Source organism: Variovorax sp. 10L421 (assembly GCF_056395365.1).
Genome location: NZ_JBFTJJ010000011.1, coordinates 46,298 through 71,135 on the forward strand (window position 1 = coordinate 46,298; position 24,838 = coordinate 71,135).

Here is a 24,838-nt window from a genome sequence, read left to right on the forward strand (position 1 = left end):
CATATGGAAATCAGTAAAACCGCGGACAGCGGCATCCAGCCGGCTGAGCCTGGCTCGCAATCCAACAAAGAGATGGCGGCAATCAATACGCGCTTGGATGCAGGCGACGAGCGCATGGCGCGCATCGAGCGGAGCCTCAAAGAGAACACCGATGCAACCGCGCGCGTCGAGTCGAACACGTCCGAGCTGGTCGATGGCTTCAACAGCTTCAAGGCAGCCTTCAAGGTGCTCAATTGGGTGGGGAAGCTGGCGAAGCCGCTGAGCGCCATCATCGGCCTCGGCGCCGCCGTGGCTGCGGCCTGGACGGCCGTGAAGTCGGGAGCGTCGCCGAAATGAATCCGACACTTCGCAATCGCCTCATCGTGGCCGGTGGCGCCGGTGCTCTCGCCATCGCTGGCGTGCTGCAGGATTGGTACGAGGGCAGGGGGCCGACGATCAAACAGGCTGGCGGGACGGTGCTGTCGGTGCCCTACAAGGACACGGGCGGCGTATGGACCGTGTGCCGTGGCGTGACCGGTCCCGAGGTCGTCCCCAGCAAGCGCTACACGGAGGCCGAGTGCGGCGCCCTTGAGCGTAAGCACCTGGCCATCGCAGAGACCGCGGCGCGTCGCTACATCGTGGGTTTCGACCAGCTCAACATGTGGCAGCAGGCCGCGTTGATCGACTGGTTCTACAACCTTGGCGCGAACGATGCGACGCTGAACTCGACGCTGCGAAGGAAATTCAACGCGGGCGACATCGAGGGCGGGTGCAACGAGCTGGCGCGCTGGGTCAACGGCCGGGTGAATGGGCAGCTCGTGAAGCTGCCCGGTCTGATCGACCGGCGCGGCACCGAGGCCGAGCTGTGCCTGAACTGGGGGCGCGGCAATGCCTGACCTCAAGACCCCAATGCTCTGGGTGCTAGGCGCGCTGCTGCTCGGCGCGCTGGCTGCCGCTGCTGTGGAACGCACCCAGGTGCTCGAAGCGAGGGCCGATGTTTCCGCAGCGAAGAAAGCCCTGTCCGACGAAAAGCTCGACAGGCAAGCCGAAAACACCCGTCGCGCGCTCGCCGCACTCGATGACTTGCAGCGCGTGATTGCGATGCAGGTCGCCCATGCCAAAGCTCAACAGGAAAACGTCAATGCCTACGAAAAGAAGCTGGCTGCTCTCGACAGTCGCCGCCGCGCTGCTGCCAGCGATGCTGAGCGGATGCGCGAGCAGTTCACAGCCTTCGCCTCCCGTGATCGGGACGAAGCCTCAAGCGACCCCGCCGCCTGCCAGCGTGTTGCGGATCGATCCGCAGTCCTCGCAGCCATGGCTGCACGAAGTCGAGAGCTTCTTGAACGAGGCCGACTTGTTGTTGAGGGGCGAGACAACGAAGTGCAGCTTTTGCTCGGTACCGTGACGAACGATCGCACGCTGCTCGCGCCGTAGTAGCGCAGTCGATGACTCCAACTACAGAGCCTTACCTCGGCTTGAAACTACCGGGGGTTCTCTCGCGTTGGAGACGCTCGCCATGCAAACATTCGGAAAAGCCAACATCTATCCACGAGTTCCCAGTCTTGCCCTGTGTGACCAATTGCTGTTCGGATTCCACAAAGAAGACATCCCACAGTCCTGCCGGGATTCCAATGGCCTCCAGATAGTCGCTAAGTACTTGCTCCCGCGTCCGCTTCAAATGCACTTGCGTGTCAACTGTGTGGGTCGTTGAAAAAGCGCAGATTCTCGTTGCCTTCAGTTGCGCCTTAGAAGACTCGGCCAGTTGTGCCAGGCGTGCTCGTTCTGTTTCGGAGAGGACTGTTTCGAGCGCTTCAAAATAGACATCTGTGTGGATGGACATTGGAGGCGACGGTGGATCTGTTGCAGCGCAAACCCCTGTGCTCAACATGAAAAGCAACGACAAAGCAGTTGCTGCACCGAAAGACCGCGTGAGGATGCCTAGGTAGCCGCGACGGCGGGAGGTGGAGGTCATGCCACGAAGTATGCCGGCTCGTCACGGCCAGGGTGGGCTCGGGATCACTGGCCGCTCGCTCTTCCTTGGTCACGGGAATGCACCACCAAACCTGCCGCCAATATTATCGGGACCAAGCCGCAAGCGACCCCGCTGCTTGCCAGCGTGTCGCAGATCGATCCGCGATCCTCGGCGATCTGGCTGCACGAGGTGCAGCGCTACTTCGAAGCGGTCGAGTCATCGATGAGCAGCGAGATGCCGAGGTAGAGCTGTTGCTGGGCACGCTCAAAAATGACCGGGCGCTGATGGCGCCGTAGCGGGAGTTGCCGCAGCACTTTTGCGATCAGTGCGGAAGGGGATGCGAGCACGGGCAATGACGGGTTCGCGCACGCGACCGCGCCGCTCAACAGTCGTTCACCGACAACAGCATTCCTGAAGGATTGCGTACTTTTGTGTTTGTATTGCCGGTCGCACTCCCAGCGCTGCCGATTTGTCTTTGTCGGCATGTGGTCTTTCGGCTAATCTGAAACAACTTGTACGAAGCGCGCTGCATGGCGGCGCGCGTCACCTGAAGAGGTGATTCATCGTTCACGAGAAATCCCGACCATTGCGCTTCGCGAAGAGGGAAGCGTTGATGTTCGGGTGCGCAAACGAGAAAGCATGAGGGAGGTGCGATGAGGACGCTAAGGACGTGGGGAACCGTCGGTGGGTGGGTGCGCGCAGTAGGTGGGAGCGTGTTCTTATGGTTGCTCCTGGCATCAGGGCATGCGCAGTCCCTCGCCACCTCCTGTCAGCAATTCAATCCGAAGGGAAACATGGTCTGCGACACCGTGCCTGCTTCGTTCTCGGATTGGTCATACGCAACTGGCTATGGAGCATCGGCGCCAACCGAAGCTGGAGCCATTCAAAACACGCAGGCCGCCTATTTTTCGAGCGGTACCTCATCAGTTTGCGAGTTCTCCTACACAACGGGAGACCAAGTCGTACTCACTCGTGATGGGTTCATCGACTCGAATCAACCGGTATGGACTCGGCGCGGTCTTTATTTCTTCTGGGGGACGCCTTCTCCCGGCGGATGTCAGGGGGTTGCGCAGCACGCCTCTTTCAACATTTATGGAACACGCAATCCTGCCTGCAAACCAAACTGGTCTCAGTACTGGGATTCCGATAGAAAAGGAAACTTTTGCGGGACCTATGCAGCCATCATTCCGCCACGGCCGACTCCTCAGTCTTGTCCCAAGCCACCAGGCCAAAGCGACGACAGCTACGACAGCGCCAGCGCTGGCAGCATCGATGGCGCGAATCTTGGCAATCCGATCGCCCCTGCCACGGGCGAGAAGCTGCAAAGAGAGGTGGATTTCGCCGATGGGGGCGCTGCGCCGCTGACCTTCGTGCGCACTTATCGCAGCCTCTGGGCACAGGGGCCAGGCATAGGCCGCAGCGCCACGGCTCTGGGCGTGGCGTGGAGCCATAATCACGCCATCCAGTTCCAGCAGTCCATGGGCGGCACCGTTGTCACCATCACGACGGGCGATGGCTATTCGCGTTTCTTCACTCTTCCTGTTGGAAGCGCAAGCTGGAAGGGAACCAACAGCGCCGATACCCTGACGCAGACCTCAGGCGGCGCTTGGGTTTGGCGCCGAACTGATAGCGACACGACCTACAACTTCGACGGAGCGGGCACGCTGCAAACTACGGTTCAGCGTAACGGCTGGAGCGTTGCCTATACCTATAACGCGGCCGGTCAGATCGCCACGATCACCAATGGCTTCGGACGCACGCTGATCCTGACTTACAACAGTGCAGGTCAGCTGACCATCGTCACGGGGCCTGACTCTCGCACGGTCGGCTACCTCTACGACACCACAGGCCGGCTGGTGACCGTCGTCGCACCTGACGGCAAGACCCGCACCTACCTCTATGAGAGCGCAACGATCCCGCAAGCCCTCACCGGCATTCTCGATGAGAACGGTGCGCGATTCGCCACGTTCGCCTACGACCCCCAAGGGCGCGCCATCAGTTCCGAGCACGCCGGAGGCGTCGAGCGCTATCAGGTGAGCTATCCATCGAGCACCTCGGTGTCGGTGGTCGATCCCCTCGGGAGCAGTCGCAGCTTTGGCTTTGGAACTATCGCGAACATGCTTGCAGTGAAGTCCGCCTCCTTGCCTGCAGGCACAGGCAAAGTGGATGCGTATCGGCGAACGCAGGACGACAATGGATTGATCACTTCGCAGTCCGACTTCAACAACGCCACCACCAACACGACCTGGGACACTGCACGCCGCTTGCCACTCACTGTGGTCCGTGCCTCTGGCGCCCCGGAGGCCCAGACCGTCACCACCTCGTGGCATCCAACCTTCTCATTGCCGGCCCTGATTACGGAGGCTGGCCGCACGACCGCCTACACCTACGACGCCGTGGGCAACGTGCTGTCGAAGACGATCACCGACACTGCGACCAACAAGGCCCAACTTTGGCAATGGACCTACACCGCCCAAGGTTTGACGAGTTCTCAGACTGAGCCCAACGGCGCAATCACCAGCTACACCTACGACACCCGGGGCAATGCGCTCACGTCGACCAATGCGCTGGGCCACGTCACCAGCTATACCTACGACACCGCCAATCGCGTGGCGAGCTCCACCGCCCCTAACGGCCTCGTCACAACCTACACCTATGACCTTCGCGACCGCCTGCTGACCCAGAGCGTCGGCGGTCAGACCACCACGCTCACCTACAAGCCCTACGGCACCGTCGAGACGGTTTCGTTACCCAGTGGCCTCGTCTTGACCTACGCCTACGACGCTGCCCATCGCCTGATCGGCTGGAGCAACAACCGAGGCGAGTCCGGCACCTACACCCTCGACGGCATGGGCAACCGCACCGCCGAGCAGATCAAGGACAGCTCAGGCAACGTCGCATGGAGCGTGGCGCGCACCGTCAATAACATCAACCGCCTGTCCGCCAAGACCGAAGGTGCCAATCAGTCCAACACCTTCGGCTATGACGCCAACGGCGAAATGGTCACGCAGACCAACGGACTGAACCAGAGCACCAACTACAGCCTGGACAGCCTGCGCCGTGTCAAGACAGTACTCAACGCGGCGAATTCCACGGCCACCCTCAAGTACAACGCCCTGGATTCCGTCACCGAGGCCAAGGACTTCAAGGGCGTGGTGACCGGCTACGCCCGGGACGCCCAGGGCAACACCACGGCCGAGAGCAGCGCAGACACAGGCGGTTCCAGCACCCAGTACGACAACCTCGGTCTGCCCAGCCAGATCACCGACGCCCTGGGCCAGGCGACAACGATCACGCGCGATGCCTTGGGCCGCCCGACTGGTCTGGTCTTTGCCGACGGCAAGACCACCACGCTGCGCTACGACCTCACGGCCAACGGCAAGGGCTATCTGTCGGAGATCGTGGACCGCAGCGGCACCACCGAGTACACCCGCGATGCCTTCGGGCGCGTGACGCTCAAGAAGCAGACGCTGATCAACGGCAGCGTGCAGCAGGTCAGCTACGGCTACAACGCCAACGGCACGCTCGCGAGCATCGGCTATCCCAACGGCAGCACGCTCACCCACAGCTACGACAGCACCGGTCGTCTGACGGGCCTGAGCCTGAACGGCAACCCCCTCGTCAGCGGCATCGCCTGGAACCCGCTGGGCCAGCCCACCGGCTGGACATGGGCCTTTGCGAGCCCGGGCCTCGCGGCCAGCCGCAGCTACGACCCCGCCGGGCGGATGACCGCCACCGAGTTCAGCAGCTACGTCTACGACGCAGCCGGGCGCATCACGAGCCTGACGCAGAACCTCTACCAGCCCGGCGACACCGATCCGACGCACAGCACCCTCGCCAATGCCGACGTGACCTGGAGCGTGGGCTACAGCGCGGTGGGGCGCATCGTGAGCTTCAACGCCACGGGCAACACGGCCGGCTTCGGCTACGACGCCAACGGCAACCGCTCCAGCAGCACGCGACTGCTGAACGGGCAGACCACCAGCCGCACCTACACGGTGGGCTCGACCAGCAACCAGCTCACGGGCTTCAGCCAGACCATCAATGGATCGAGCAGCGCGAGTGTGGCCTACGGCTACAACGCCAACGGCGACCTGCTCACGGATGGACTGCGCAGCTACACCTACGACGCCGAGGGGCGGCTGGCTGCGGCAACGACAGGCGCCACCGACACGAGCCCGACCACGCGCTATGCGCACAACGCTCTGGGGCAGCGGGTGTTCAAGACGGAGCCGTTGTATCCGCCGAGCCAGGGCGATGAAGCCGACCCGGGCTTCATGCAGAGCCTGATCGCGTTCTTCACGAAGCTGTGGAACCCGAGCACGACGCAGGCCGAGCAGCTGGGCTATGCCTACACCTACGACGAGCAGGGCAGCTTGATCGCGGAGGTGGGCAGCGGCGGCACCCACAGTGCGGGGCAGGCCAGCTACGTCTACCTGCCGACAGGCAATGGGCCGATGCCGGTGGCGGCCATCATCAACGGCAACACATATGCCGTTCATAGCGATCATCTGAACACCCCGAGGAAGCTGACCAACGCAGATGGCCAAGCGGTCTGGCAGTGGGGCTACAGCGCGTTCGGAGAAGACAAGCCCAGCACGGCGAAGAACCGCTTTGCCAACCTCGACACAACGCCGAATCCGGGGACGACCAGCATCTCGGAGGTGAAGCTCAACCTGCGCTATCCGGGGCAGTATGCGGATGAAGAGTCGGGGCTGTTCTACAACTACTTCCGCAGCTACGACAGCAGAACGGGGCGGTACAGTCAGCCTGATCCGATCAAGCTCGATGGGGGATGGAATCGGTTTGGATACGTCGGGGGGAATCCGTTGAGCTACGTTGATCCGGATGGCCTGGATCCGATTGGGCAAGCGATTGGAGGAGCGATTGGCACATGGGGCGGGCGCGCAATAGGTGCCGCTGGCGGAAGTTTTCTTGGTCCGGGCGGAACTGCTGTCGGCGCCACACTGGGCGGGATCATTGGCAACAAAGCGGTCGGGGCACTCGGTAGCGCGGTAGGCGACTGGTGCCTTGCGCAAAGCTCGAACCCTTGCAGTGATCGAACCTATCATCGTGTCACGTCGCCCAGTCAAACAAGTGCTGATGTCGCAGCACAGGTGGCGAGCGGAATGATTTGCGGTGGGGGACGGCGTCAGGCCGGAGGTGGTATGTCCCCTATACCTTCTGCGAAAGCGTTTCCGGGGCCACTTCCGCCAGGTCAATCGGGGATTGAATTCAAGACTTCCGTATGCCCCTCGTCGGACGGCCCCATTGTCTATTGGCACCTCGGTTCCCCGGGAGTCATTCCAGTGGGGGATCTGGCGTGTGTGCCGGTAACTGTTACAAGGACTGCACCATGACAAGCAACCTAATTTCACAGCTCGACGCGAACTCATTCGACTTCAATGTCGCGCATGTTGCGACGTTCCAAGTGAGCTTGCCTGCACTTGCATCAAAACTCAATTTCAGCTTACACACGGAGCTTGACGATCTCGATGAATTCGAGGTCGGATACCTACAGCTAAGCGACGGCTTCCGCTTCTATCTCAGCAAGTACAAGAGTCGCCCTTCAAACACGACGGAGGTTTTCTTTGCCTCGCGCTTGAATGACTGGGAGGCTCGACTTGAGCAGATTTCAACAACCTTGGGGATCTCTTCGTCCGATCTGGTTTGGAAAAACGACGGATACATGAAGACCCCCTAAAACGAAGGCGGCAGGCCACGGTAATTCAGCTAAGGTGTGTTCTGAATGACACGTTCTTACAGCTTCGTGGCTGCGGCTGGCGTCTCTTTGCGTGGGCCAAGGTCTAGGTAATTGACCATCACCTACAGCGTCAACAGGCCCGCGACCATCGCATCCTGATAGCTGCCATCCGTTGTCGGCGGACTCGATGTTTGGCATACCTTGGTCTGCTTCGATGGGCGATTCGGCGAACCATCCCGGCTCCGGTTTGTCCACGTACCTGATAACTCGTCGCATCGGTCCTGGCTGAAAGTGAACCTCCACCCTACGGCCGCTGGCACCTGCTCCCCTGCACACCGCCGCACCTTAGCGAGAAAGGTATAGTCGTTACGACGGGTAACATTGGACAACTATGAAAAAGCCGCGCGAGGTGGACGGGGCGCAACGTCAGCGACTAGAGGCGGAAAGATTCGTTGCTCGACTGCGAGAGAGGGCTAAGCGGAAAGAGAGAAACAGGCTCGGATTGCCTCGGGTTCCCTTTGGTGATTTCGGCAACGTGCCCTTTGCCTCTGTCGGCGGAGGGTGGAATGATTTTCCGGTCCCAAAGGTGCTTGATCTGATCTCGGCCCGCGAAGCCACCTGTTCATTTTTCGAAACTGTCAGGGTGCTCATCAAGTCGGGCCATCGGCTCAGACTCGTTTTTAAAGACACTGAACGCATTTCCTCCGAGAGCCTCATCTATCTTTTGGCTCTCATGCACCGGATACGTCTGAGCTACGGAAACGACAAGATCACCGGAACCTACCCGGCGCTTCCGCGAGTGGAGCGGTTACTCAGCGAGAGTGGCTTCTTCAAAATTCTGCGAGTTCGCTCCAGACCGTTGGCAGGGCGGCGCGGGTCGGTCACGAGGTTCGTGAAGTGCAAGAGCGATACCGTCATGCGAAGCTCCTGCATTCCAGAACTCCGGGACGAGCTTTTGGGGGATGACCTCGCCATGCCGCAGCAGATCGGGCGGATGGTGTTCCGGGCTTTGAGTGAGGCCATGGCGAACGTTCAGCACCATGCGTACCACAATAAGCAACTGCGCTGGAAGTCGCTCCGCGGGCGCTGGTGGTTGGGGGCGCAGCTCAGCAAGAAGCGCAAAACATTTGAACTTACGTTCTACGACGCCGGTGTGGGTATCCCGAAGACACTGCATCGCCAATACACTTGGGAGCACATTCGAGGGGTATTGGCCCTGCTCCCCGGCTTCGAGCCCGATGATGCGCAGATGATCAAGGCAGCCGTGGAACTCGGCCGCAGTCGCACGGGCCAAGACAACCGGGGCAAGGGGCTACTTGATATTCATCAAATCATTACAAAAGTGGGTGCCGGTGCGCTCACAATCTTCAGTCGATGCGGTCGATATCGATACGAGCCGAACAAGGAATCGATTGAAAACGACGAGAACTTCATCGAAGGTACGTTGATCAAGTGGGAACTGCCCCTAGATTTGGTAGTGGATTCCACCGAATTGGAAGAAAGTCATCACCATGACGACGCATAGAGTCTCAATCGCAAAAGACTTCTCCCGGGTCCCAGCCGGACGATACATCTCAGACGGAGACGTGAGCGGGGAAAACTTCAGGTCAAAAATTCTTGAGCGCTGTCTCGCGCAAGATGGGGACGTGATCATCAACTTGGACGAGACTGAAGGATATGGGTCCTCATTCTTGGAGGAGGCATTCGGTGGGCTGGTTCGCGCCGGGCATGACGCGGAAGTGCTTCTTACGAGATTGAAATTCGTGTCAGAGGAAGACCCTTCGCTGATCGATGAGATCGTCGGGTACATCAAGGATGCGCAGCGGAGAAACAAGCATTGATGGACTGGAGCTTCGTTACCGGATTGATTTCCGGCGGCGTGCTTTTGCAGGTGGCAAAGTCCGCAGGGGGATTCGTCTTCAAGCACTGGAGCGACCGAAAGCAGGCCCAGTCCAAGCTGATTTTGGCGGACGTTGAGAAGCTCGCCACACTTGTTGACCCATTGTTCAAATTGGCAACTACCTACTATGGAGCCCCCAGCTCGACTGGGCTCCAGACGGCTAGAAGCATTCGCATGGACATGCGCACCTTCGCCATGCAATGGAATGCCGTGAATGGTCAACTCATGCAGCTAGGCAAGCCCGCGCTCGATGGTGGACTGCTAATCAGCTTCCGCCAAGCCCTCACAAGCCATTTGGATATCGAGCGGGATGATGCACTCGCGGTGGATGATGCCCGGGTCGGTGCCATGTTCAGTGCCACGCAGGCGGTGCGAGAAGCCCTCTCGGGAATGCGCTACAAGCTTTGAGGCGCCGCTGCTCGCGTAGATGCGGCGGGATTATTTGGGGCGGGCGGTAGAATCTGCGGTCGCTACGCGCCTCAGTTGGTAGCGACTGGTTGGCGGGTCTTCTATGTCGTTGATTTATAAGGGTAATGTAATCCCTTACAAGGCGTAGGTCGGGGGTTCGAGCCCCTCAGCACCCACCACCCACCCGATGCAAAGGCGAACCGCAAGTTCGCCTTTTTTATTGCCGTCCGACAGCCGTCGAAAAAGAGTGTTCAAGCATGTTTGATACCTTCCGCAAGTACAACAAGGTCGTCATGATTTTCTTGTTCTTGCTGATCATTCCCTCGTTCGTGTTCTTCGGCGTCGAGCGCTATCAGGGATTCGGGCGCGACGAGAAGGTCGCCCGCATCGAAGGGCACGACATCACGAAGCCCGAATGGGATCAGCAGCACCGCGTTGAGACGGACCGTATTCGCCAGCAGTCGCCCAACGTCGACCCGACCTTGCTCGAGTCGGATGCATTGCGCTACGCCACGCTGGAGCGCATGGTGCGCGACCGCGTGCTGGCCGCCGCGGCGGCCAAGGTCAACATGACGGTGTCCGAAGAGCGCCTGTCGCGCATCTTCGCGCAGGACCCGGGCCTGGCCGCGTTCCGTACACCCGACGGCAAGTTCGACCGCGAGGCCTTCCAGCGCGTGACCGGCCGCACGCCGGAGCAGTACGAAGCTTCGGTGCGCTCCGACATGGCAACGCAGCAGGTGCTGCTGGGCGTCTCCGGCACGGCCTTCACGCCGCCTGCATTGGCCGCCACGACCATCAATGCCTTCTACGACAGCCGCGAAATCCAGGTGGCGCGCTTCGGCCCCGACAGCTTTGCTTCGAAGGTGACGGTGAGCGATGCCGACATCGAGGCCTACTACAAGGGCCACACGGCGCAGTTCCAGGCGCCCGAGCAGGCCAGCATCGAATACCTCGTGCTCGACCTCGACGCGGCCAAGAAGAACGTCGTCGTGAACGAGGCCGACCTCAAGACCTACTACGAACAGAATGCCGCGCGCTTCGGCACCAAGGAAGAGCGCCGTGCAAGCCACATCCTGATCACCGCGCCGTCCAGCATGCCCGCGGCGGATCGCGAAAAGGCCAAGGCCAAGGCCGAGCAGTTGCTGGCCGAAGTGAAGAAGTCGCCTGCCAGCTTCGCCGACGTTGCACGCAAGAATTCGCAGGACCCGGGTTCGGCGGAGAAGGGCGGCGACCTCGACTTCGTGACGAAGGGCGCCATGGTCAAGCCTTTCGAAGACGCGATGTTCGCGCTCAAGAAGGGCGAAACCAGCGGCGTCGTCGAAACCGAATTCGGCTATCACATCATTCGCCTGACCGACATCAAGCCGGCCGTGGTGCCGCCTTTCGAGCAGGTGCGCGCGACCATCGAGAACGACATGCGCTCGCAGCAGGCCACGCAGGAGTTCGCGAAGGCCGCCGAAGCATTCACCGACGCCGTCTACCAGTCGCCCGACAGCCTCAAGCCCGCTGCCGAGAAGCTGAAGCTCACGATCCAGACGGCCAACAATGTTGCGCGCGTGCCCGCACCGGGCAGCACCGGCCCGATGGCCAGCCGCAATTTCCTGAGCGCGCTTTTCGCAACCGATTCGCTTGAACGCAAGCAGAACACCGAGGCGATCGAAGTCGGCCCGAGCCAACTCGCATCGGGCCGCGTGACGAAGTACACGCCTGGACATCCGGTGCCGCTGGCCGACGTCAAGGACAAGATCCGTGCGCAACTCATTGCCGAACGCGCCTCGGTGCTCGCCAAGACCGAAGGCGAAGCCAAGCTCGCCGCGTGGACTGCCAAGGCGGACGGTGCGACTTTCGGCGCGCCTCTGACCGTTTCGCGCCGCGAAGCGCAGTCGCAGCCACTGCCGGTCATCGATGCCGCGTTGCGTGCCGACCCTTCCAAGCTGCCCGCACTCGTGGGCGTGGACCTCGGCTCGCAGGGCTATGCCGTGGTCCGCGTGACCAAGGTCGTTCCGCGCACGCCGCCGGCGCCCGAACTCGCGAAGCAGGAACAGGCACAGGTCGGCCAGTCCGTGGCTGCCGCAGAAGACGCCGCGTACTACAACCTGCTGAAGGACCGTTTCAAGGCCGAGATCCTGGTGCCGAAGCCGACGGAGCCGCTGCCGCCCGCCGCGGGCCGCTGACGTACACAGCGTTGCCAGAGACAGCCCGAGCCGACCGCTCGGGCTTTTTTTTGGCCCCCATGAATCGGTCGCCCGAGGGACAAGCTGCGGCTCGGCTTCTTGCCAGAATCCCGTGCATGGGAACCCTCTATCTCGTGCGCCACGGACAGGCCAGTTTTGGCGCTGCCGACTATGACAACCTGAGCGAACTCGGGCACCGGCAGTCCGTTCGCCTCGGCGAGTACTGGCGCGAGCGTGGCATGAAGTTCGATGCCGTCATCACCGGCACGTTGAAGCGCCATCGCCAGACTTGGGAGGGTATCGCCAAGGGCCTCGGCCTGGAGCGCGACGACGTGCTGCCGTGGCCCGGCCTCAACGAATACGACAGCGAGGCGGTCATCGCCACCATCCACGAAGGCAAGCTGGAGAAGCCCGATTCGCCTGAGATGTACCGCCATCACTTTCGCCTGTTGCGCGAGGGGCTGGGCGCGTGGATGCAGGGCAGGACGACGCCGGCCGGAATGCCGAGCTATGTCGACTTCATGGCGGGCGTGACGACGGCGCTCGACCATGTCCGCGGTAAGCACCATGGCGCAAAGGTGCTGGTGGTGTCGAGCGGAGGGCCGATCAGCACGGCGGTGGGCCATGTGTTGGGGACGAGCGCGGAGACGACGATCGAACTCAACCTGCGTATTCGCAACACGTCGGTGACCGAGTTCGCCTTTACACCCAAGCGGCACATGCTCGTGACCTACAACACGCTGCCGCATCTGGACGGCCCTGCCTACGAAAGTTGGGTCACCTACTCCTGAAGTACTTGCCGCCGCGTCAGGCCTGCCACACGCCGTAGCCGGCCTTGCGCAGCGCGATGCCGAGATCGACCTCCATCAGGCGCGCGTCCTCGTAGGTCATGGGGTTGTAGCGTTCGTAGAGCGCCGGCAGCAGGTGAAGGCCGAACTCCTGTACGAAGCTGTTGGCCTGGATGCCGGCCTTGTGCTTGTCGAAGCGGATGTCGGGGTCCAGGCCGGTCATGCCGACGTAGACGAAGGGCTTGCCGAGTTGGTAGTCGGGGTTGGCCCGCCTGAAGCGGCGGTTGTTCCATACGCGGTCATCGAGCTCGACCACGTAGACATGATGCTTGGCGCGCGCTTTGCGGGGCATCATGATGGCCGTGCGCGTGAGGCGGCACGGCCCATTCTTCGCATCAGCTCTTGCGCTTGATCAGGCCGTAGATGATGAGCAGCACGATCGCGCCCAGCACCGATGCGATGAAACCCGCGCCCTGGCCGGCGGTGTACCAGCCCAGCGATTGGCCGACGTAGGTGACGATCAGCGAACCGGCGACGCCGATGATGGTCGTGACGATGAAGCCGGCGGAGTCATCGCCTGGCTTGACGGCCCGCGCCACAAGACCCACGACGAACCCGATCAGGATGGTCCAGACGATGCTCATGAAGAAATTCCTTTGAGATGTGATGAAGTGGAGATGGCCAGAAGCCATGCCCGTCGGCGCGGGTCGCATTCATGATAGCGGAGCGATATGCCTGTCGGTGCCGGCGATGAAGATCGGACAGGCGGGCGAGAATTTTTGCCGATCACCGCGACCGCGACAGGCATCGAAGCGCCGGCGCCGACCCCGGCGGGGAGGCGAAATGTAGCTTTCGAGCCTCGCCATTGATTGCCTTCGTCAAAACAGCGATTTTTAACGCTACAATCGTAGGCTCTACGGTGGCTGTAGCTCAGCTGGTAGAGTCCCAGATTGTGATTCTGGTCGTCGTGGGTTCGAGTCCCATCAGCCACCCCAAAATATCTCCTTTGTGCTATTGCGCAATAGCGCTCAAAAAGGACCACAACGCCGGGTTTACCCGGCGTTGTCATTTCCGGGCGCCGCATCTTCTTCTGTCCGCGCGCCGCTCCCCTTTTCTCTCTTTTTTTCTCGTCTTGCCCGTATATAAAGCGCCCGTCGCGGATGGCTTTATGTTGCGAGTTGTTGCAATGACGCAATGTGCCGCCGTTTTTTTCGCCCGGCAGGATGCTTGTGGCAAATGTAAATTGAATTAAAATCCACCCGTTTTCAATTTTCAGGAGTCCAACAATGGCTTCGACCCTCGCCGATATCAATTCCCAGATCAAGAAGCATGACGAGCAGATTGCGCAATTGCGCAAGCAGGCCGAAGACCTGCGCAACCAGGAACGCGCGGGCGTGGTCGAAGAGTTGCGCAAGAAGATCGCCGAATACGGTTTGACGGCCTCCGATCTGAAACTCACCGGCCGTGCGGGCGCCGTCAAGCGCAGTGCAGGCGTCGCGCCCGCCAAGGCTGCCGCCAAATACCGCGGCCCGACGGGCGAAACCTGGTCGGGTGGCCGTGGCCGCAAGCCGCGCTGGGTGACCGAGGCATTGGCTGCGGGCAAGTCGCTTTCCGAGTACGAGATCAAGTAAGCGCCCCCCCGGCTTCTCCGGGCTGTGGCCCAATAAAAAAGCCCGCATGCGCGGGCTTTTTTATTGGGCGTTCGCCGGTGGTGCGCTCAGTTCACCATCACCAGTTTTCCTTTGACGCCGCGCGAGCCCATGTGGGCGTAGGCAGCCTTCAATTCCGCCATGGGCATCGTGCTGTCGATCACCGGCTTGATCTTTCCCTGGCCGTACCACTGCGCCAATTCGGCCATCATCTGTGCATTGGCCTTGGGCTCGCGCCTGGCGAAATCCCCCCAGAACACGCCGACCAGCGAAGCGCCTTTCAGCAGTGTCAGGTTCAATGGCAGTGATGGAATCGGGCCGGACGCAAAACCGACAACCAAATAACGGCCGCGCCACCCAATGGAGCGAAAGGCGGGCTCTGCAAAATCACCCCCCACCGGGTCGTAAATGACATCCGGTCCTTTACCGTCGGTGGCGGCCTTGACGGCATCGCGAAAACCGTTGGGCAGTGCATGCGTCGTGTAGTTGATCGTCGCGTCGGCGCCGATGGAGCGGCAAAGCTCGCATTTTTCATCGGTGGAGGCTGCAGCAATCACTCTGGCCCCGGCAGCCTTTGCGATCTGGATGGCCGCCGTGCCCACGCCGCCTGCCGCGCCGAGCACCAGCACGGTTTCGCCGGCCTTGAGTTGCGCTCGGTCCATCAGTGCGTGCCACGAGGTGGCGTAGATCATGATGAAAGCCGCGGCATCGACGTGGCCGAAACCTTCGGGCAACGGCATGCACAAGGCCGCGGGTGCCAGTGTGTGGGTGCCAAAGCCGCCCGTGCCCGACAGGCAGGCCACGTTTTGCCCGACCTTGAGGTGCGTGACGCCGTCGCCGACCGCCTGGACCACGCCCGCGTATTCGGAGCCCGGCACGAAGGGCAGGGGCGGCTTCATCTGGTATTTGTTCTGCACGATCAGCAGATCGGGGAAATTCAGGCTCGCAGCCTTGATTTCGATCAGCACCTGGCCCGGGCCCGGGGTCGGGGTCGGCAGTTCCTTCCAGGTCAGCGCGTCGACGCCGGTGGGGTTTTCGCAAAGCCATGCGTGCATGCTCGAGTCTCCTTCGTGTGAGTCGGATGGGGCCAAAGAATGCGGGCGATGATAGGCGGCGCGGCAGGGTGGGCTTGTCCCTGCTGCGACGCACCCGGCGCCTACAATCCCGGGCATCCAGGACACCATGAAGATACTAATTTCCAACGACGATGGCTTTCAGGCGCCGGGCATCGTCGCACTGCATGACGCGCTCAGGGACATCGCCGATGTCGAGGTGGTCGCGCCCGAGCACAACAACAGTGCCAAATCGAACGCGCTGACCCTGGCGGCACCGCTCTATGTGCGCGAGGCGCACAACGGCTTTCGCTACGTGACGGGCACGCCGGCCGATTGCGTGCACATCGCGCTCAAGGGCCTGCTCGACTACCGGCCCGACCTGGTGGTCTCCGGCATCAACAACGGCGCCAACATGGGCGACGACACCATTTATTCGGGCACGGTCGGCGCGGCGATGGAGGCCTACCTGTTCGGCATTCCGGCCATCGCGTTCTCGCAGATCGAAAAGGGCTGGGCGCATGTGGATGCGGCCGCCCAGGTGGCGCGGCGGCTGGTGCAGCAGATCGAGCGCGAGCGCATGCTGGGAGGCGCCGCCTTCCTGCTCAACGTGAACGTGCCGAACCTGCCTTTCGACGAGCTGAAGCCCGTCAAGGTCTGCAGGCTCGGCCGCCGCCATGCGGCGGAGAAGGTAATCACCCAGGACAGCCCGCGAGGCGAAACCATGTACTGGATCGCCGGCGCAGGCGGCGCCAAGGACAGCGGCGAAGGCACCGACTTCCATGCCACCGCAGCCGGCCACATCGCGCTGACACCGCTGCAGATCGACCTGACCGACCACGCCAACCTTGGCCAATGGCGCGAGACGGTGGCCCGTCTCGGCAGTTGACATGGCCACGCAGCGGCCGAGTTTCCCCGTTCGCCTGACACCCACCGCTTCGGCCGCCACGCGAGGGCGCATGCCCGCCGTGCCGGCCAAGCCCATGGTGCCGTCCACGCCTTCGATGGCTTCCGATGCCGTGCGCGCGCGCATGGTGCAGAGGCTCGCGGCGCAGGGCATCTCCGATCCGCGGGTGCTGCGCGCAATGGGCGCCGTGGAGCGGCATCGCTTTGTCGACAGTGCGCTGGTCAACCAAGCCTACGAAGACACGAGCCTGCCGATCGGGTTGGGACAGACCATTTCGAAGCCCAACGTGGTGGCCCGCATGATCGAGCTGCTGATGGGCGCACCCGCGCTGGCTGGAAAGCCGCAGGACAAGCTCGGCCGCGTGCTCGAGATCGGCACCGGTTGCGGCTATCAGGCTGCGGTGCTGAATCATGTGGCCACCGAGGTCTACAGCATCGAGCGCCTGCGCGGCCTGCACGAGCGCGCGCGCGCCAATCTGCGGCACTTCCGGCTGGCCACAGTACACCTGATGCTGGGCGACGGGATGATCGGCTATGCCAAGGGCGCGCCCTACGCCGGCATCATTGCCGCGGCTGGCGGCGAAGCCGTGCCCGAGGCCTGGATTACGCAGCTCGCGGTGGGCGGCCGCATCGTGGCACCGACCCATTCCGCAAGTGGTGGCCAGGCCCTTGTCGTCATCGACAAGACCCCGCGGGGACTGGAGCGCCTCATTCTTGAGGCGGTTCACTTTGTCCCCCTAAAATCAGGCATCGCTTGAAGGAATAACAAATGCAGGGTTTTGGCAATCGGAGTTGGTTCGCTGGCGTCACGTTGGCCTTTGTGCTCGTGATCGCGGGCTGTTCCACACCGCGCGGGCCGGCGCCGGTCGAAGACCGCGGCACCATGTCGCGCGCGCCTGGCGCAGCAGTGCCCGGCGGCCCGCCCATCACCACCGACGCCAACGGCAAGCCGCTCGCCGGCATCGAAAACTATGGCAAGCCCGGCTACTACGCCGTGCGTCCCGGCGACACCATTCGCCGCATCGGTGCCGACACCGGCCAGCGCTGGCAGGACATCGTTCGCTGGAACAGCATCGAGAACCCCGACCTGATCGAAGTCGGCCAGGTGCTGCGCGTGATTCCGCCGGCAGGTTCGGGAACGGTCGTCGCGGCCGCGCCTGCAACACCGCCCGCCGCTTCGCCCGAAGGTGTGGTCACGAAGCCCGTGACGCCGCAGCCTGCGGTGGTGCCCTCGGCGCCCGCCAGCAGCGCGACGACCAAACCGCCGGTCACGGCTTCGCCGGCCGGTCCCGGCAGCGGAAATGTGGGTGATGAAGACATCGGCTGGATCTGGCCTGCGAGCGGTTCGCTGATCGCGGGCTTCGATGAGGCCAAGAACAAGGGCTACGACATCAGCGGCAAGGCGGGCGACCCTGTGCTGGCCGCCGCCGACGGTCGCGTGGTCTATGCGGGCGCAGGCCTGCGTGGCTACGGCAACCTGATCATCCTGAAGCACAACAACACCTACCTCACGGCGTATGCCCACAACCAGACGCTGCTCGTGAAGGAAGACCAGTCGGTTCAGAAGGGCCAGAAAATCGCCGAAATGGGCAACAGCGACGCCGATCGCGTGAAGCTGCATTTCGAGATCCGCCGCCAGGGCAAGCCCGTCGACCCTTCGCGCTACCTGCCTGGCCGGTGATGCCATGGCTGCTTCCCGCCCCCGCCGCACGCTGTTGCCCGTGCGCGGGTTGGCGGGCAGGGGCAACCCATCTCCCGACAATGGTTGTCGTGAGTTCAACGGTGAGAGCGTTCACCCGCCACCGGAAGAGGGCTTAGAAGAACCACCAGCGGTGGACAGCGCGCTGCCTGCAGGCACTGTGAGCGAACAAATCGGCGGCGAGGGGGCGGATGCGTTGACCATCTACCTGCGCCAGGTCCGTCGCACCGAACTCTTCACGCCTGCGCAGGAATACCAGACCGCATGCGCCGCGCGAGCCGGCGACTTCGCGGCGCGGCAATCGATGATCGAGCACAACCTGCGGCTCGTGGTCAATATCGCCAAGAGCTACCTGGGCCGTGGCGTGCCGCTGTCAGACCTCATCGAGGAAGGCAATCTCGGCCTGATGCACGCCATCACCAAGTTCGAGCCCGAACGCGGTTTTCGCTTTTCCACTTACGCGACCTGGTGGATCCGCCAGTCCGTCGAGCGCGCGGTCATGACGCAGGCGCGCGCGATCCGGTTGCCGGTGCATGTGGTGCGTGAGCTGCAGCAGGTGCTGCGGGCCCGCCGCACACTCGAAGGCGACGCCGAATTCCTCGCGCACCGGCCCGATGGCGTGCGCGTGGAAGACATCGCCGCGCTGCTCGGCCGCGAGGTGCAGGCGGTGGCCGACCTGCTGGCCCTGTCCGAAGCCCCGCGCTCGCTGGACGCGGGTGACGCGCGCGGGGACGAGGGCTTCACGCTGGCCGACACCGTGGCTTCCGAGGACGGGCAGGGCAGCCCGACCGACGTGACGCACATGCACGAGGTGGAGCGCCTGCTCGATCAGTGGGTGCTCGCCCTCGATGCGCGCGAACGCGAGGTGCTGGAGGGGCGCTATGGCCTGCACGACCGCGAGCCCGAAACGCTGGAGGTGCTGAGCGTGCGCCTCGGCCTCACGCGCGAGCGCGTCAGGCAGATCCAGAACGAGGCGCTGGCCAAGATGCGCCGCCAACTGGCCCGCGCTGGCGTCGAGCGCGACGCGCTGTTCTAGCTGCCTCGGCCACGCTGAGACAATCGGGGGATGACGGAATCCATCGAAGAAAACAAAGCCCCCGCGAAAGTCCCCACGAATCCCGGTGAAGAGTGGCTGCAGGTCGAGTCTCTCGACCTCGACGCGCAGGGCGTATCGCACAAGGCCGACGGCATGGTCGTGTTCATCGAAGGCGCATTGCCTTTCGAGGAAGTGCAGTTCAATGTCCATCGCCGCAAGAACAACTGGGAGCAGGGCACGGTCACGGCCATCCGCCGCGAATCGTCGCAGCGCGTGCGCCCGGGCTGCCCCCATTTCGGCCTGCACACCGGCGCCTGCGGCGGCTGCAAGATGCAGCACCTGGATGCGGCCGCCCAGGTGGCCGTGAAGCAGCGCGCACTGGAAGACAACCTTTGGCACCTCGGCAAGGTCAAGCCTGAGAACCTGCTGCGGCCGCTCGAAGGGCCGACCTGGCACTACCGCTACCGCGCGCGCCTCTCGGTACGCCACGTGGTCAAGAAGGGCACGGTGCTGATCGGTTTCCACGAGCGCAAGAGCCGCTACCTGGCCGACATGCAGGTGTGCCCCGTGCTGCCGAAGCAGGTCAGCGACATGCTGATGCCGCTGCGCGCGCTCATCGGCTCGATGGACGCGCGCGAAACCTGCCCGCAGATCGAACTGGCCTGCGGCGACGCCCCCGACTCAACGCGGCTCGGCACCATCGCGCTGGTGCTGCGGCATCTTGAACCGCTCTCGCGCGCAGACATCGATCGGCTGAAGGCCTTTGCCGAGAAGAACGAGGGCGTTCAATGGTGGCTGCAGGCCAAGGGGCCGGACACCGTGAAGCTGCTGGAAGAGGGCGGCACGCCGCTGGCATACCGGCTGCCCGAGTTCGACGTCACGATGCCATTCAAGCCCACTGACTTCACGCAGGTCAATCCGCACATCAATCGGGCGCTGGTGGGCAAGGCACTGCGTTTGCTCGACGTGCAGCCCGAAGAGCGCGTGATCGACTGGTTCTGCGGCCTCGGCAACTTCACCTTGCCGCTGGCGAGCCGGGCTCGCGAGGTGCTGGGCATCGAGGGCAGCGACACGCTGGTGGCGCGCGCAACCGACAACTTCAACAGGAATCAGCCAGCGACGTCGGCCCGGCGGGCACTGTCGCCCGCCACTTTCGTGGCGCGCAACCTGTTCGACATGACACCGGAAATGCTTGTGGCCGACGGCAGTGCCGACAAGTGGCTGGTCGATCCGCCGCGCGAAGGCGCCTTCGCGCTGGCCAAGGCCATGGCCGACCTTCATCAGCAGCCCGAGCTGCGAACCGATGGCTGGACACCGCCGAAGCGCATCGTGTACGTGAGCTGCAATCCGTCGACGCTTGCGCGCGATGCCGGCTTGCTGGTGCACCAGGCGGGCTACCGCTGCACCTTCGCGGGGGTGGTCAACATGTTCCCGCACACCGCGCACGTCGAGTCGATTGCAGTCTTCGAGCTGGAATGAAAAAAGGGCCCTTCCGGGCCCTTTTTCTTGCTGCGCGTGATTCGCTCAATCGCGTTCGCCGCCGAAGATGCCCAGCAGCGCCAGCAGGCTCTGGAACACATTGAACAGGTCGAGGTACAGCGCGAGCGTGGCGCTGATGTAGTTGGTTTCGCCGCCGTCCATGATCTGCTTCAGGTCATAGAGCATGTAGGCCGAGAAGATGCCGATGGCGGCCACCGAGATGACCAGCATGCCCGTGGTCGAACCGACGAACACGTTGATGATCGCGCCGAACATCAGCACCAGCGCGCCGACGAACAGGAACTTGCCCATGCCCGACAGGTCGCGCTTGATGATCGTTGCCAGCGAGGCCATCACGAGGAACACGCCGGCGGTGCCGCCGAAGGCCGTCATGACGAGTTCGGAGCCGTTCTTGAAGCCCAGCACCATCGCGATCAGGCGCGACAGCATCAGGCCCATGAAGAAGGTGAAGCCCAGCAGCACGGGCACGCCGGCGGCGGAGTTCTTGGTCTTTTCGATGGCGAACATGAAGCCGAACGCGCCGCCGAGGAAAACCATGAGGCCCAGCCCACCCGTGAGCGAGCGGGTGATGCCGGTGCTGACGCCGATCCATGCGCCCAACACGGTGGGCAGCATGCTCAGCGCGAGAAGCCAGTAGGTGTTGCGCAGCACGCGCTGGCGTTCAGCCTGCGCCAACGGCTGGCCATAGCCAGCGGAAGTGTCTAGGGTGGTGACGCGGTCGTTCATGGCCGGAGCTCCTGTGGTTGCTGCAGTGACGCAGTTTGGGCGCATTCTAGGGGGCTGCAAGAGGGGGTGTCGAAAAGACCGTATGCGGGGTGTTCCCAAGCCCTGAAGACACCCCTGGCCGCATGGCCGTTATGCTGTCGGGTTTTCACGAAACCAGAGCCCATCATGAAGACCAAGTCATTCCTCGAACTCGCCGACGTCAAGGCCGTGGCCGCAGCGGCCGAAGCCGAGGCCCTCAAGAACAACTGGGCGGTGACCATCGCCATCTCCGACGACGCAGGCAACCTGCTCTGGCTGCAGCGGCTGGATGGCGCCGCGGCATTGTCTTCGCACATTGCGCCTGCCAAGGCCCACACGGCAGCCATGGGCCGGCGCGAAAGCAAGGTCTATGAAGACATCATCAACGGCGGCCGCACGGCGTTCCTGACGGCGCCTGAAGTGCAGGGCCTGCTCGAAGGCGGCGTGCCGATCGTCAAGGACGGCCACGTGATCGGCGCCGTCGGCGTGAGCGGCGTGAAGTCGAACGAAGACGCGCAGATCGCCAAGGCGGGCATCGCCGCCCTCGGCCTCTGAGTTTTTCTTCTGCACAAAGCAAAACGCCGACTTCGAGGTCGGCGTTTTCTTTTGGGTGCTTCAGCGTGAAAAAAAGCTTGGCTAGTCGGCGAACCGTTGGCTAGCAAAAAACGACCCTTCGGAGATGAATCTCCTCGAGTCGCCCCACGATGAAACTTGCGCGAAGGGCGGACTGGACGACCTACTTGGTCAGGATCAGCTTGCCGAGTTTGGTGGCTTGAAGCCGGTAGAGGGAGCCGTTGTGCATGATGCCCACGGTCTTGCTTCCCTTCAGAAGTTCGGTGCTCTCGACCACTGGCGCCGGACGCATTGCCTGGATGGACGCATGGCCGCCACCCGACTGGTCGAGCGAAGGATGGTTCAGGACAGAAAAGGCATTCGGTGTGGCTGGCATCTGGGTTTCCCTATCGAAGCGATTAGTTAATGATAATGATTCGCAATAAAAAGTCAATCGTCGCGATCGACTTTTTTGGCTTGCGATGTCAGATCACTTCGCTTCGGGCTCCGTGATGAAGCCGATCTTGCGCACGCCGGCTTCGCGGGCCTCCGACATCGCCTTGGCCACGCGCTCGTAGCGCACGGCCTTGTCGCCGCGGATGTGCAGCTCGGGCTGCGGTTCCTTGGCGGCTTCGGCGGCGAGGCGGTTGGGCAACTCGCTGTCGTCGATCTTCTGTTCGTTCCAGTAGTACGAGCCATCGGCCGTCACGCTGAACAGGATGTTCTGCGGCTTCGGCTGTTCGGGTTCGCTGCTGGCGCGCGGCAGGTCGATGTTGACCGCGTGCTTCATCACCGGCACGGTGATGATGAAGATGATGAGGAGCACCAGCATGACGTCGACCAGCGGTGTCATGTTGATCTCGTTCATCACCTCATCGGGTTCGTCTTGTGTACCGAAGGCCATGGCACTCAGCCCTTCTTGAGCGGAACCACGACGGCCTCGCTGCCGCTTTGAACGCGAGCGCCGGTCACGAAGTAGGCATGCAGGTCGTGCGCGAAGGCGTTGAGCTTGGTCAGCACGAACTTGTTGCCGCGCACCAGGGCGTTGTAGCCCAGCACCGCGGGGATGGCCACGGCCAGGCCCAGGGCCGTCATGATCAGCGCCTCACCGATCGGGCCGGCCACCTTGTCGATGGTTGCCTGGCCGACCGAGCTGATGCTCATGAGCGCGTGATAGATGCCCCAGACCGTGCCGAACAGGCCGATGAAGGGGGCGGTCGAGCCAACCGATGCCAGCACGGCCAGGCCGGTCTGCAGGCGGGCAGTGAAGGCGTCGATGCCGTTGCGCAGGGCGCGCGTGATCCAGTCGCTCACGTCGAGCGCGTCATGCAGATGGGCCTTGGTGTTGCGGTGGTGCGCTGCTGCCTCTCGGCCTTCGAGGGCCAGCGCACGGAACGGGTTGCTGTCGTCCTTGCCGAGCTTGTTCAGCGCGGTGGCGAAGTCTTCGCTGTGCCAGAAGTCTTGCGAATGCTTGGCGAGGCGCTTGTATTTGATGACGTCGAGCGCCTTGACGATGATGACGATCCACGACGCGAGCGACATGCCGATCAACAGTACCGCGACGGCCTTGGTGACGAAGTCGCCCTGATGCCAGACGTTCATCAGGCCAAATTGGGAATCCATACGAAGTTGCTCCAGAGAAAAATTAGTTCAGGACGTAGTTGACGGGGGCGTCATAGGACATGGCCTGCACCACGCCGTTGATCTTGCCGGGCACGAAGCGGCATTTCATGATGTATTCGACCGCGGCTTCGTCGAGGCGATCGAAACCGCTGGATTTCTTGACCTCGGCACTCTTGGGCAGGCCGTCGACGCCGACGAGCACCCGCACGATGACCTTGCCCTGCTCGCCGAGCCGCTTGCTCATGGCGGGGTAGGTTGCCTTGGGGTTTTGAAGGTAGTCGGCGTTGCTCGAGGGCATCTGCACGGCTGGAGGCGCAGGGGGCGCAGGTGGTGGCGCGGGCGGCGTCGGCGGAGCGGGAGGTGCCGGCGGCGTTGCCGGAGGCGGTGGTTCCGTGGTGCCAACGGGCGCCTGGGGCGCCGGCGTGGGCTTCGGCTCGCGGATCGCCTGGGGCCGCGGCGGAGGCGGGGCCTTGGCTTTGGGCTGGGGCGGCGGTGGGGGCGGCGGAGGCGGATCTGCCTTCGGCTTCGGCGGTTCGACGAACTGGCTCAGTATTTCGACTGGAATCACCACCTCGGCGGCGCGGCGGAGCAACCCGCTCTGCAGCGCCCAGAGCGCAGCCGCGTGGAACAGGACGACACCGCCGGCAATGACGACATTGCGTGAAAGGCCGAGGACGGAAGGGGGGGGAGCAAAGCGGTCAGACACGATCAACCATTCGAATGCGGGCACCGCGAAAGGTGCCCCGATTTCAGCAAAACCGCTACGAAGACAACACTTGCGCCAGTTGCGCTACTTGCGAAAGATCCACCAGACCGAGCCTGCAACCAGGATCAGGCTGCCGCCGAGTGTCGAGAAGAGTTCCATGCCTTGCTTTCCTTGATGGAGTTGGCAAGCTGGATCGCCCTCGGACCTGATTCGCAGCTCAGCGCGGCGACCGGATGCGAAGCGCTGCACTGCGCGACGATATCTCGCGCGCACCCTTCACATTGGCCACACTGGGTGGCCACGCCAAGTTCGAACTGAACCTCGTCGAAAGTCATGCCGGCCCGCACGTGGCGTGCGATTTCTCGGTCGGAGACTCGGCGGCAGACGCAAACGATCATGGCTGTGAAAGCGGCAGTTGGCTGGCTGTTGGATTTGCTTGATTATAA

At 62.7% G+C, this 24,838-nt stretch carries 28 protein-coding genes and 1 tRNA gene; 18 read left to right on the forward strand and 11 right to left on the reverse strand.

The features are described from left to right. Positions 1 to 3: 3 nt before the first annotated feature. From AC1DFC_RS15925 to AC1DFC_RS15935, 3 genes are read left to right on the forward strand one after another with little or no spacing between them, the layout of a single operon-like run. Positions 4 to 336: a hypothetical protein gene (locus tag AC1DFC_RS15925; RefSeq protein ID WP_478179570.1), complete on the forward strand. Its 333-nt coding sequence runs from the start codon at positions 4 to 6 to the stop codon at positions 334 to 336. After that, on the forward strand, positions 333 to 875 hold the full coding sequence (locus AC1DFC_RS15930) for a lysozyme (RefSeq protein WP_478179571.1): 543 nt from the start codon (positions 333 to 335) through the stop codon (positions 873 to 875). Before AC1DFC_RS15925 ends, AC1DFC_RS15930 begins: the two co-directional genes overlap by 4 nt. Then, positions 868 to 1,413, forward strand: a complete 546-nt coding sequence (locus AC1DFC_RS15935; protein WP_478179572.1) for a hypothetical protein — start codon at positions 868 to 870, stop codon at positions 1,411 to 1,413. Before AC1DFC_RS15930 ends, AC1DFC_RS15935 begins: the two co-directional genes overlap by 8 nt. Before the next feature lie 31 nt (positions 1,414 to 1,444). Here AC1DFC_RS15935 and AC1DFC_RS15940 read toward each other — a convergent pair whose 3' ends face one another. Continuing rightward, positions 1,445 to 1,951, reverse strand: coding sequence for a hypothetical protein (locus AC1DFC_RS15940; protein WP_478179573.1), 507 nt, complete (start codon positions 1,949 to 1,951; stop codon positions 1,445 to 1,447). A gap of 197 nt (positions 1,952 to 2,148) precedes the next feature. After that, positions 2,149 to 2,436 (reverse strand): hypothetical protein, encoded by a 288-nt coding sequence (locus AC1DFC_RS15945; RefSeq protein WP_478179574.1) that lies wholly within the window; start codon positions 2,434 to 2,436, stop codon positions 2,149 to 2,151. A 309-nt stretch (positions 2,437 to 2,745) separates the two neighbouring features. Between AC1DFC_RS15945 and AC1DFC_RS15950 the strand changes: the two genes are divergently transcribed. From AC1DFC_RS15950 to AC1DFC_RS15980, 7 genes are all read left to right on the forward strand, one after another. Beyond that, positions 2,746 to 7,311 carry an RHS repeat-associated core domain-containing protein gene (locus AC1DFC_RS15950; protein ID WP_478179575.1) on the forward strand — a complete coding sequence of 1,522 codons (4,566 nt, stop codon included), beginning with the start codon at positions 2,746 to 2,748 and terminating at the stop codon, positions 7,309 to 7,311. After that, positions 7,308 to 7,655, forward strand: a complete 348-nt coding sequence (locus AC1DFC_RS15955) for a hypothetical protein (protein WP_478179576.1) — start codon at positions 7,308 to 7,310, stop codon at positions 7,653 to 7,655. The genes AC1DFC_RS15950 and AC1DFC_RS15955 overlap by 4 nt, the downstream gene beginning before the upstream one ends. A 391-nt stretch (positions 7,656 to 8,046) precedes the next feature. After that, positions 8,047 to 9,180, forward strand: coding sequence for a hypothetical protein (locus tag AC1DFC_RS15960; protein ID WP_478179577.1), 1,134 nt, complete (start codon positions 8,047 to 8,049; stop codon positions 9,178 to 9,180). Next, positions 9,167 to 9,496, forward strand: coding sequence for an STAS-like domain-containing protein (locus AC1DFC_RS15965; protein WP_478179578.1), 330 nt, complete (start codon positions 9,167 to 9,169; stop codon positions 9,494 to 9,496). The genes AC1DFC_RS15960 and AC1DFC_RS15965 overlap by 14 nt, the downstream gene beginning before the upstream one ends. Next, on the forward strand, positions 9,496 to 9,963 hold the full coding sequence (locus AC1DFC_RS15970; RefSeq protein WP_478179579.1) for a hypothetical protein: 468 nt from the start codon (positions 9,496 to 9,498) through the stop codon (positions 9,961 to 9,963). The genes AC1DFC_RS15965 and AC1DFC_RS15970 overlap by 1 nt, the downstream gene beginning before the upstream one ends. Before the next feature lie 257 nt (positions 9,964 to 10,220). Further along, positions 10,221 to 12,137, forward strand: coding sequence for a SurA N-terminal domain-containing protein (locus AC1DFC_RS15975; RefSeq protein ID WP_007830708.1), 1,917 nt, complete (start codon positions 10,221 to 10,223; stop codon positions 12,135 to 12,137). Between the two features lie 116 nt (positions 12,138 to 12,253). Further along, entirely contained in the window at positions 12,254 to 12,928 is a 675-nt protein-coding gene (locus AC1DFC_RS15980) for a histidine phosphatase family protein (RefSeq protein WP_007830713.1), read from the forward strand. Between the two features lie 16 nt (positions 12,929 to 12,944). Here AC1DFC_RS15980 and AC1DFC_RS15985 read toward each other — a convergent pair whose 3' ends face one another. Together AC1DFC_RS15985 and AC1DFC_RS15990 are read right to left on the reverse strand one after the other, a co-directional pair. Then, positions 12,945 to 13,280 carry a hypothetical protein gene (locus tag AC1DFC_RS15985; RefSeq protein ID WP_007830714.1) on the reverse strand — a complete coding sequence of 112 codons (336 nt, stop codon included), beginning with the start codon at positions 13,278 to 13,280 and terminating at the stop codon, positions 12,945 to 12,947. 40 nt (positions 13,281 to 13,320) lie between these two features. After that, a complete protein-coding gene (locus tag AC1DFC_RS15990) occupies positions 13,321 to 13,569 on the reverse strand; it encodes a GlsB/YeaQ/YmgE family stress response membrane protein (protein WP_007830716.1) in 249 nt (82 codons plus the stop codon). A gap of 275 nt (positions 13,570 to 13,844) precedes the next feature. On the opposite strand from AC1DFC_RS15990, the gene AC1DFC_RS15995 reads away from it, so the two are divergent. Continuing rightward, positions 13,845 to 13,920 (forward strand) — tRNA-His (locus tag AC1DFC_RS15995). A 291-nt stretch (positions 13,921 to 14,211) separates the two neighbouring features. Then, a complete protein-coding gene (locus tag AC1DFC_RS16000; protein WP_007830718.1) occupies positions 14,212 to 14,556 on the forward strand; it encodes an H-NS histone family protein in 345 nt (114 codons plus the stop codon). 86 nt (positions 14,557 to 14,642) lie between these two features. Here the strand turns inward: AC1DFC_RS16000 and AC1DFC_RS16005 are convergent, their stop codons facing one another. Next, positions 14,643 to 15,629 carry an NADPH:quinone oxidoreductase family protein gene (locus AC1DFC_RS16005; protein ID WP_007830720.1) on the reverse strand — a complete coding sequence of 329 codons (987 nt, stop codon included), beginning with the start codon at positions 15,627 to 15,629 and terminating at the stop codon, positions 14,643 to 14,645. Positions 15,630 to 15,756: 127 nt separating this feature from the next. Between AC1DFC_RS16005 and surE the strand changes: the two genes are divergently transcribed. Genes surE through rlmD form a run of 5 tightly spaced genes read left to right on the forward strand, consistent with a single transcriptional unit; the run spans position 15,757 to position 20,746 of the window. After that, on the forward strand, positions 15,757 to 16,515 hold the full coding sequence (gene surE, locus AC1DFC_RS16010) for a 5'/3'-nucleotidase SurE (protein ID WP_007830722.1): 759 nt from the start codon (positions 15,757 to 15,759) through the stop codon (positions 16,513 to 16,515). Position 16,516: 1 nt separating this feature from the next. Continuing rightward, a complete protein-coding gene (locus AC1DFC_RS16015) occupies positions 16,517 to 17,290 on the forward strand; it encodes a protein-L-isoaspartate(D-aspartate) O-methyltransferase (RefSeq protein ID WP_042673016.1) in 774 nt (257 codons plus the stop codon). 11 nt (positions 17,291 to 17,301) lie between these two features. Further along, complete coding sequence (locus AC1DFC_RS16020) at positions 17,302 to 18,213, forward strand: peptidoglycan DD-metalloendopeptidase family protein (RefSeq protein WP_007830726.1); 912 nt, start codon at positions 17,302 to 17,304, stop codon at positions 18,211 to 18,213. A gap of 4 nt (positions 18,214 to 18,217) precedes the next feature. After that, positions 18,218 to 19,267: a sigma-70 family RNA polymerase sigma factor gene (locus AC1DFC_RS16025; protein WP_007830729.1), complete on the forward strand. Its 1,050-nt coding sequence runs from the start codon at positions 18,218 to 18,220 to the stop codon at positions 19,265 to 19,267. A gap of 30 nt (positions 19,268 to 19,297) precedes the next feature. Next, positions 19,298 to 20,746, forward strand: coding sequence for a 23S rRNA (uracil(1939)-C(5))-methyltransferase RlmD (gene rlmD, locus AC1DFC_RS16030; protein ID WP_007830731.1), 1,449 nt, complete (start codon positions 19,298 to 19,300; stop codon positions 20,744 to 20,746). Positions 20,747 to 20,791: 45 nt separating this feature from the next. On the opposite strand, the gene AC1DFC_RS16035 is transcribed toward rlmD, so the two are convergent. Further along, a complete protein-coding gene (locus tag AC1DFC_RS16035; protein ID WP_007830734.1) occupies positions 20,792 to 21,493 on the reverse strand; it encodes a Bax inhibitor-1/YccA family protein in 702 nt (233 codons plus the stop codon). Positions 21,494 to 21,658: 165 nt separating this feature from the next. Here AC1DFC_RS16035 and AC1DFC_RS16040 point away from each other — a divergent pair, with 165 nt between their 5' ends. After that, entirely contained in the window at positions 21,659 to 22,066 is a 408-nt protein-coding gene (locus AC1DFC_RS16040) for a GlcG/HbpS family heme-binding protein (RefSeq protein WP_007830736.1), read from the forward strand. Positions 22,067 to 22,247: 181 nt separating this feature from the next. Here AC1DFC_RS16040 and hemP read toward each other — a convergent pair whose 3' ends face one another. From hemP to AC1DFC_RS16065, 5 genes are all read right to left on the reverse strand, one after another. After that, positions 22,248 to 22,460 (reverse strand): hemin uptake protein HemP, encoded by a 213-nt coding sequence (gene hemP / locus AC1DFC_RS16045; RefSeq protein ID WP_007830738.1) that lies wholly within the window; start codon positions 22,458 to 22,460, stop codon positions 22,248 to 22,250. 93 nt (positions 22,461 to 22,553) lie between these two features. Continuing rightward, complete coding sequence (locus AC1DFC_RS16050; RefSeq protein ID WP_007830740.1) at positions 22,554 to 22,967, reverse strand: ExbD/TolR family protein; 414 nt, start codon at positions 22,965 to 22,967, stop codon at positions 22,554 to 22,556. 5 nt (positions 22,968 to 22,972) lie between these two features. Then, entirely contained in the window at positions 22,973 to 23,686 is a 714-nt protein-coding gene (locus AC1DFC_RS16055; RefSeq protein ID WP_007830742.1) for a MotA/TolQ/ExbB proton channel family protein, read from the reverse strand. A 22-nt stretch (positions 23,687 to 23,708) separates the two neighbouring features. Continuing rightward, complete coding sequence (locus AC1DFC_RS16060; RefSeq protein WP_478179613.1) at positions 23,709 to 24,395, reverse strand: energy transducer TonB; 687 nt, start codon at positions 24,393 to 24,395, stop codon at positions 23,709 to 23,711. Between the two features lie 122 nt (positions 24,396 to 24,517). Further along, positions 24,518 to 24,790, reverse strand: coding sequence for a (2Fe-2S)-binding protein (locus tag AC1DFC_RS16065; protein ID WP_081502622.1), 273 nt, complete (start codon positions 24,788 to 24,790; stop codon positions 24,518 to 24,520). Between the last annotated feature and the right edge of the window lie 48 nt (positions 24,791 to 24,838).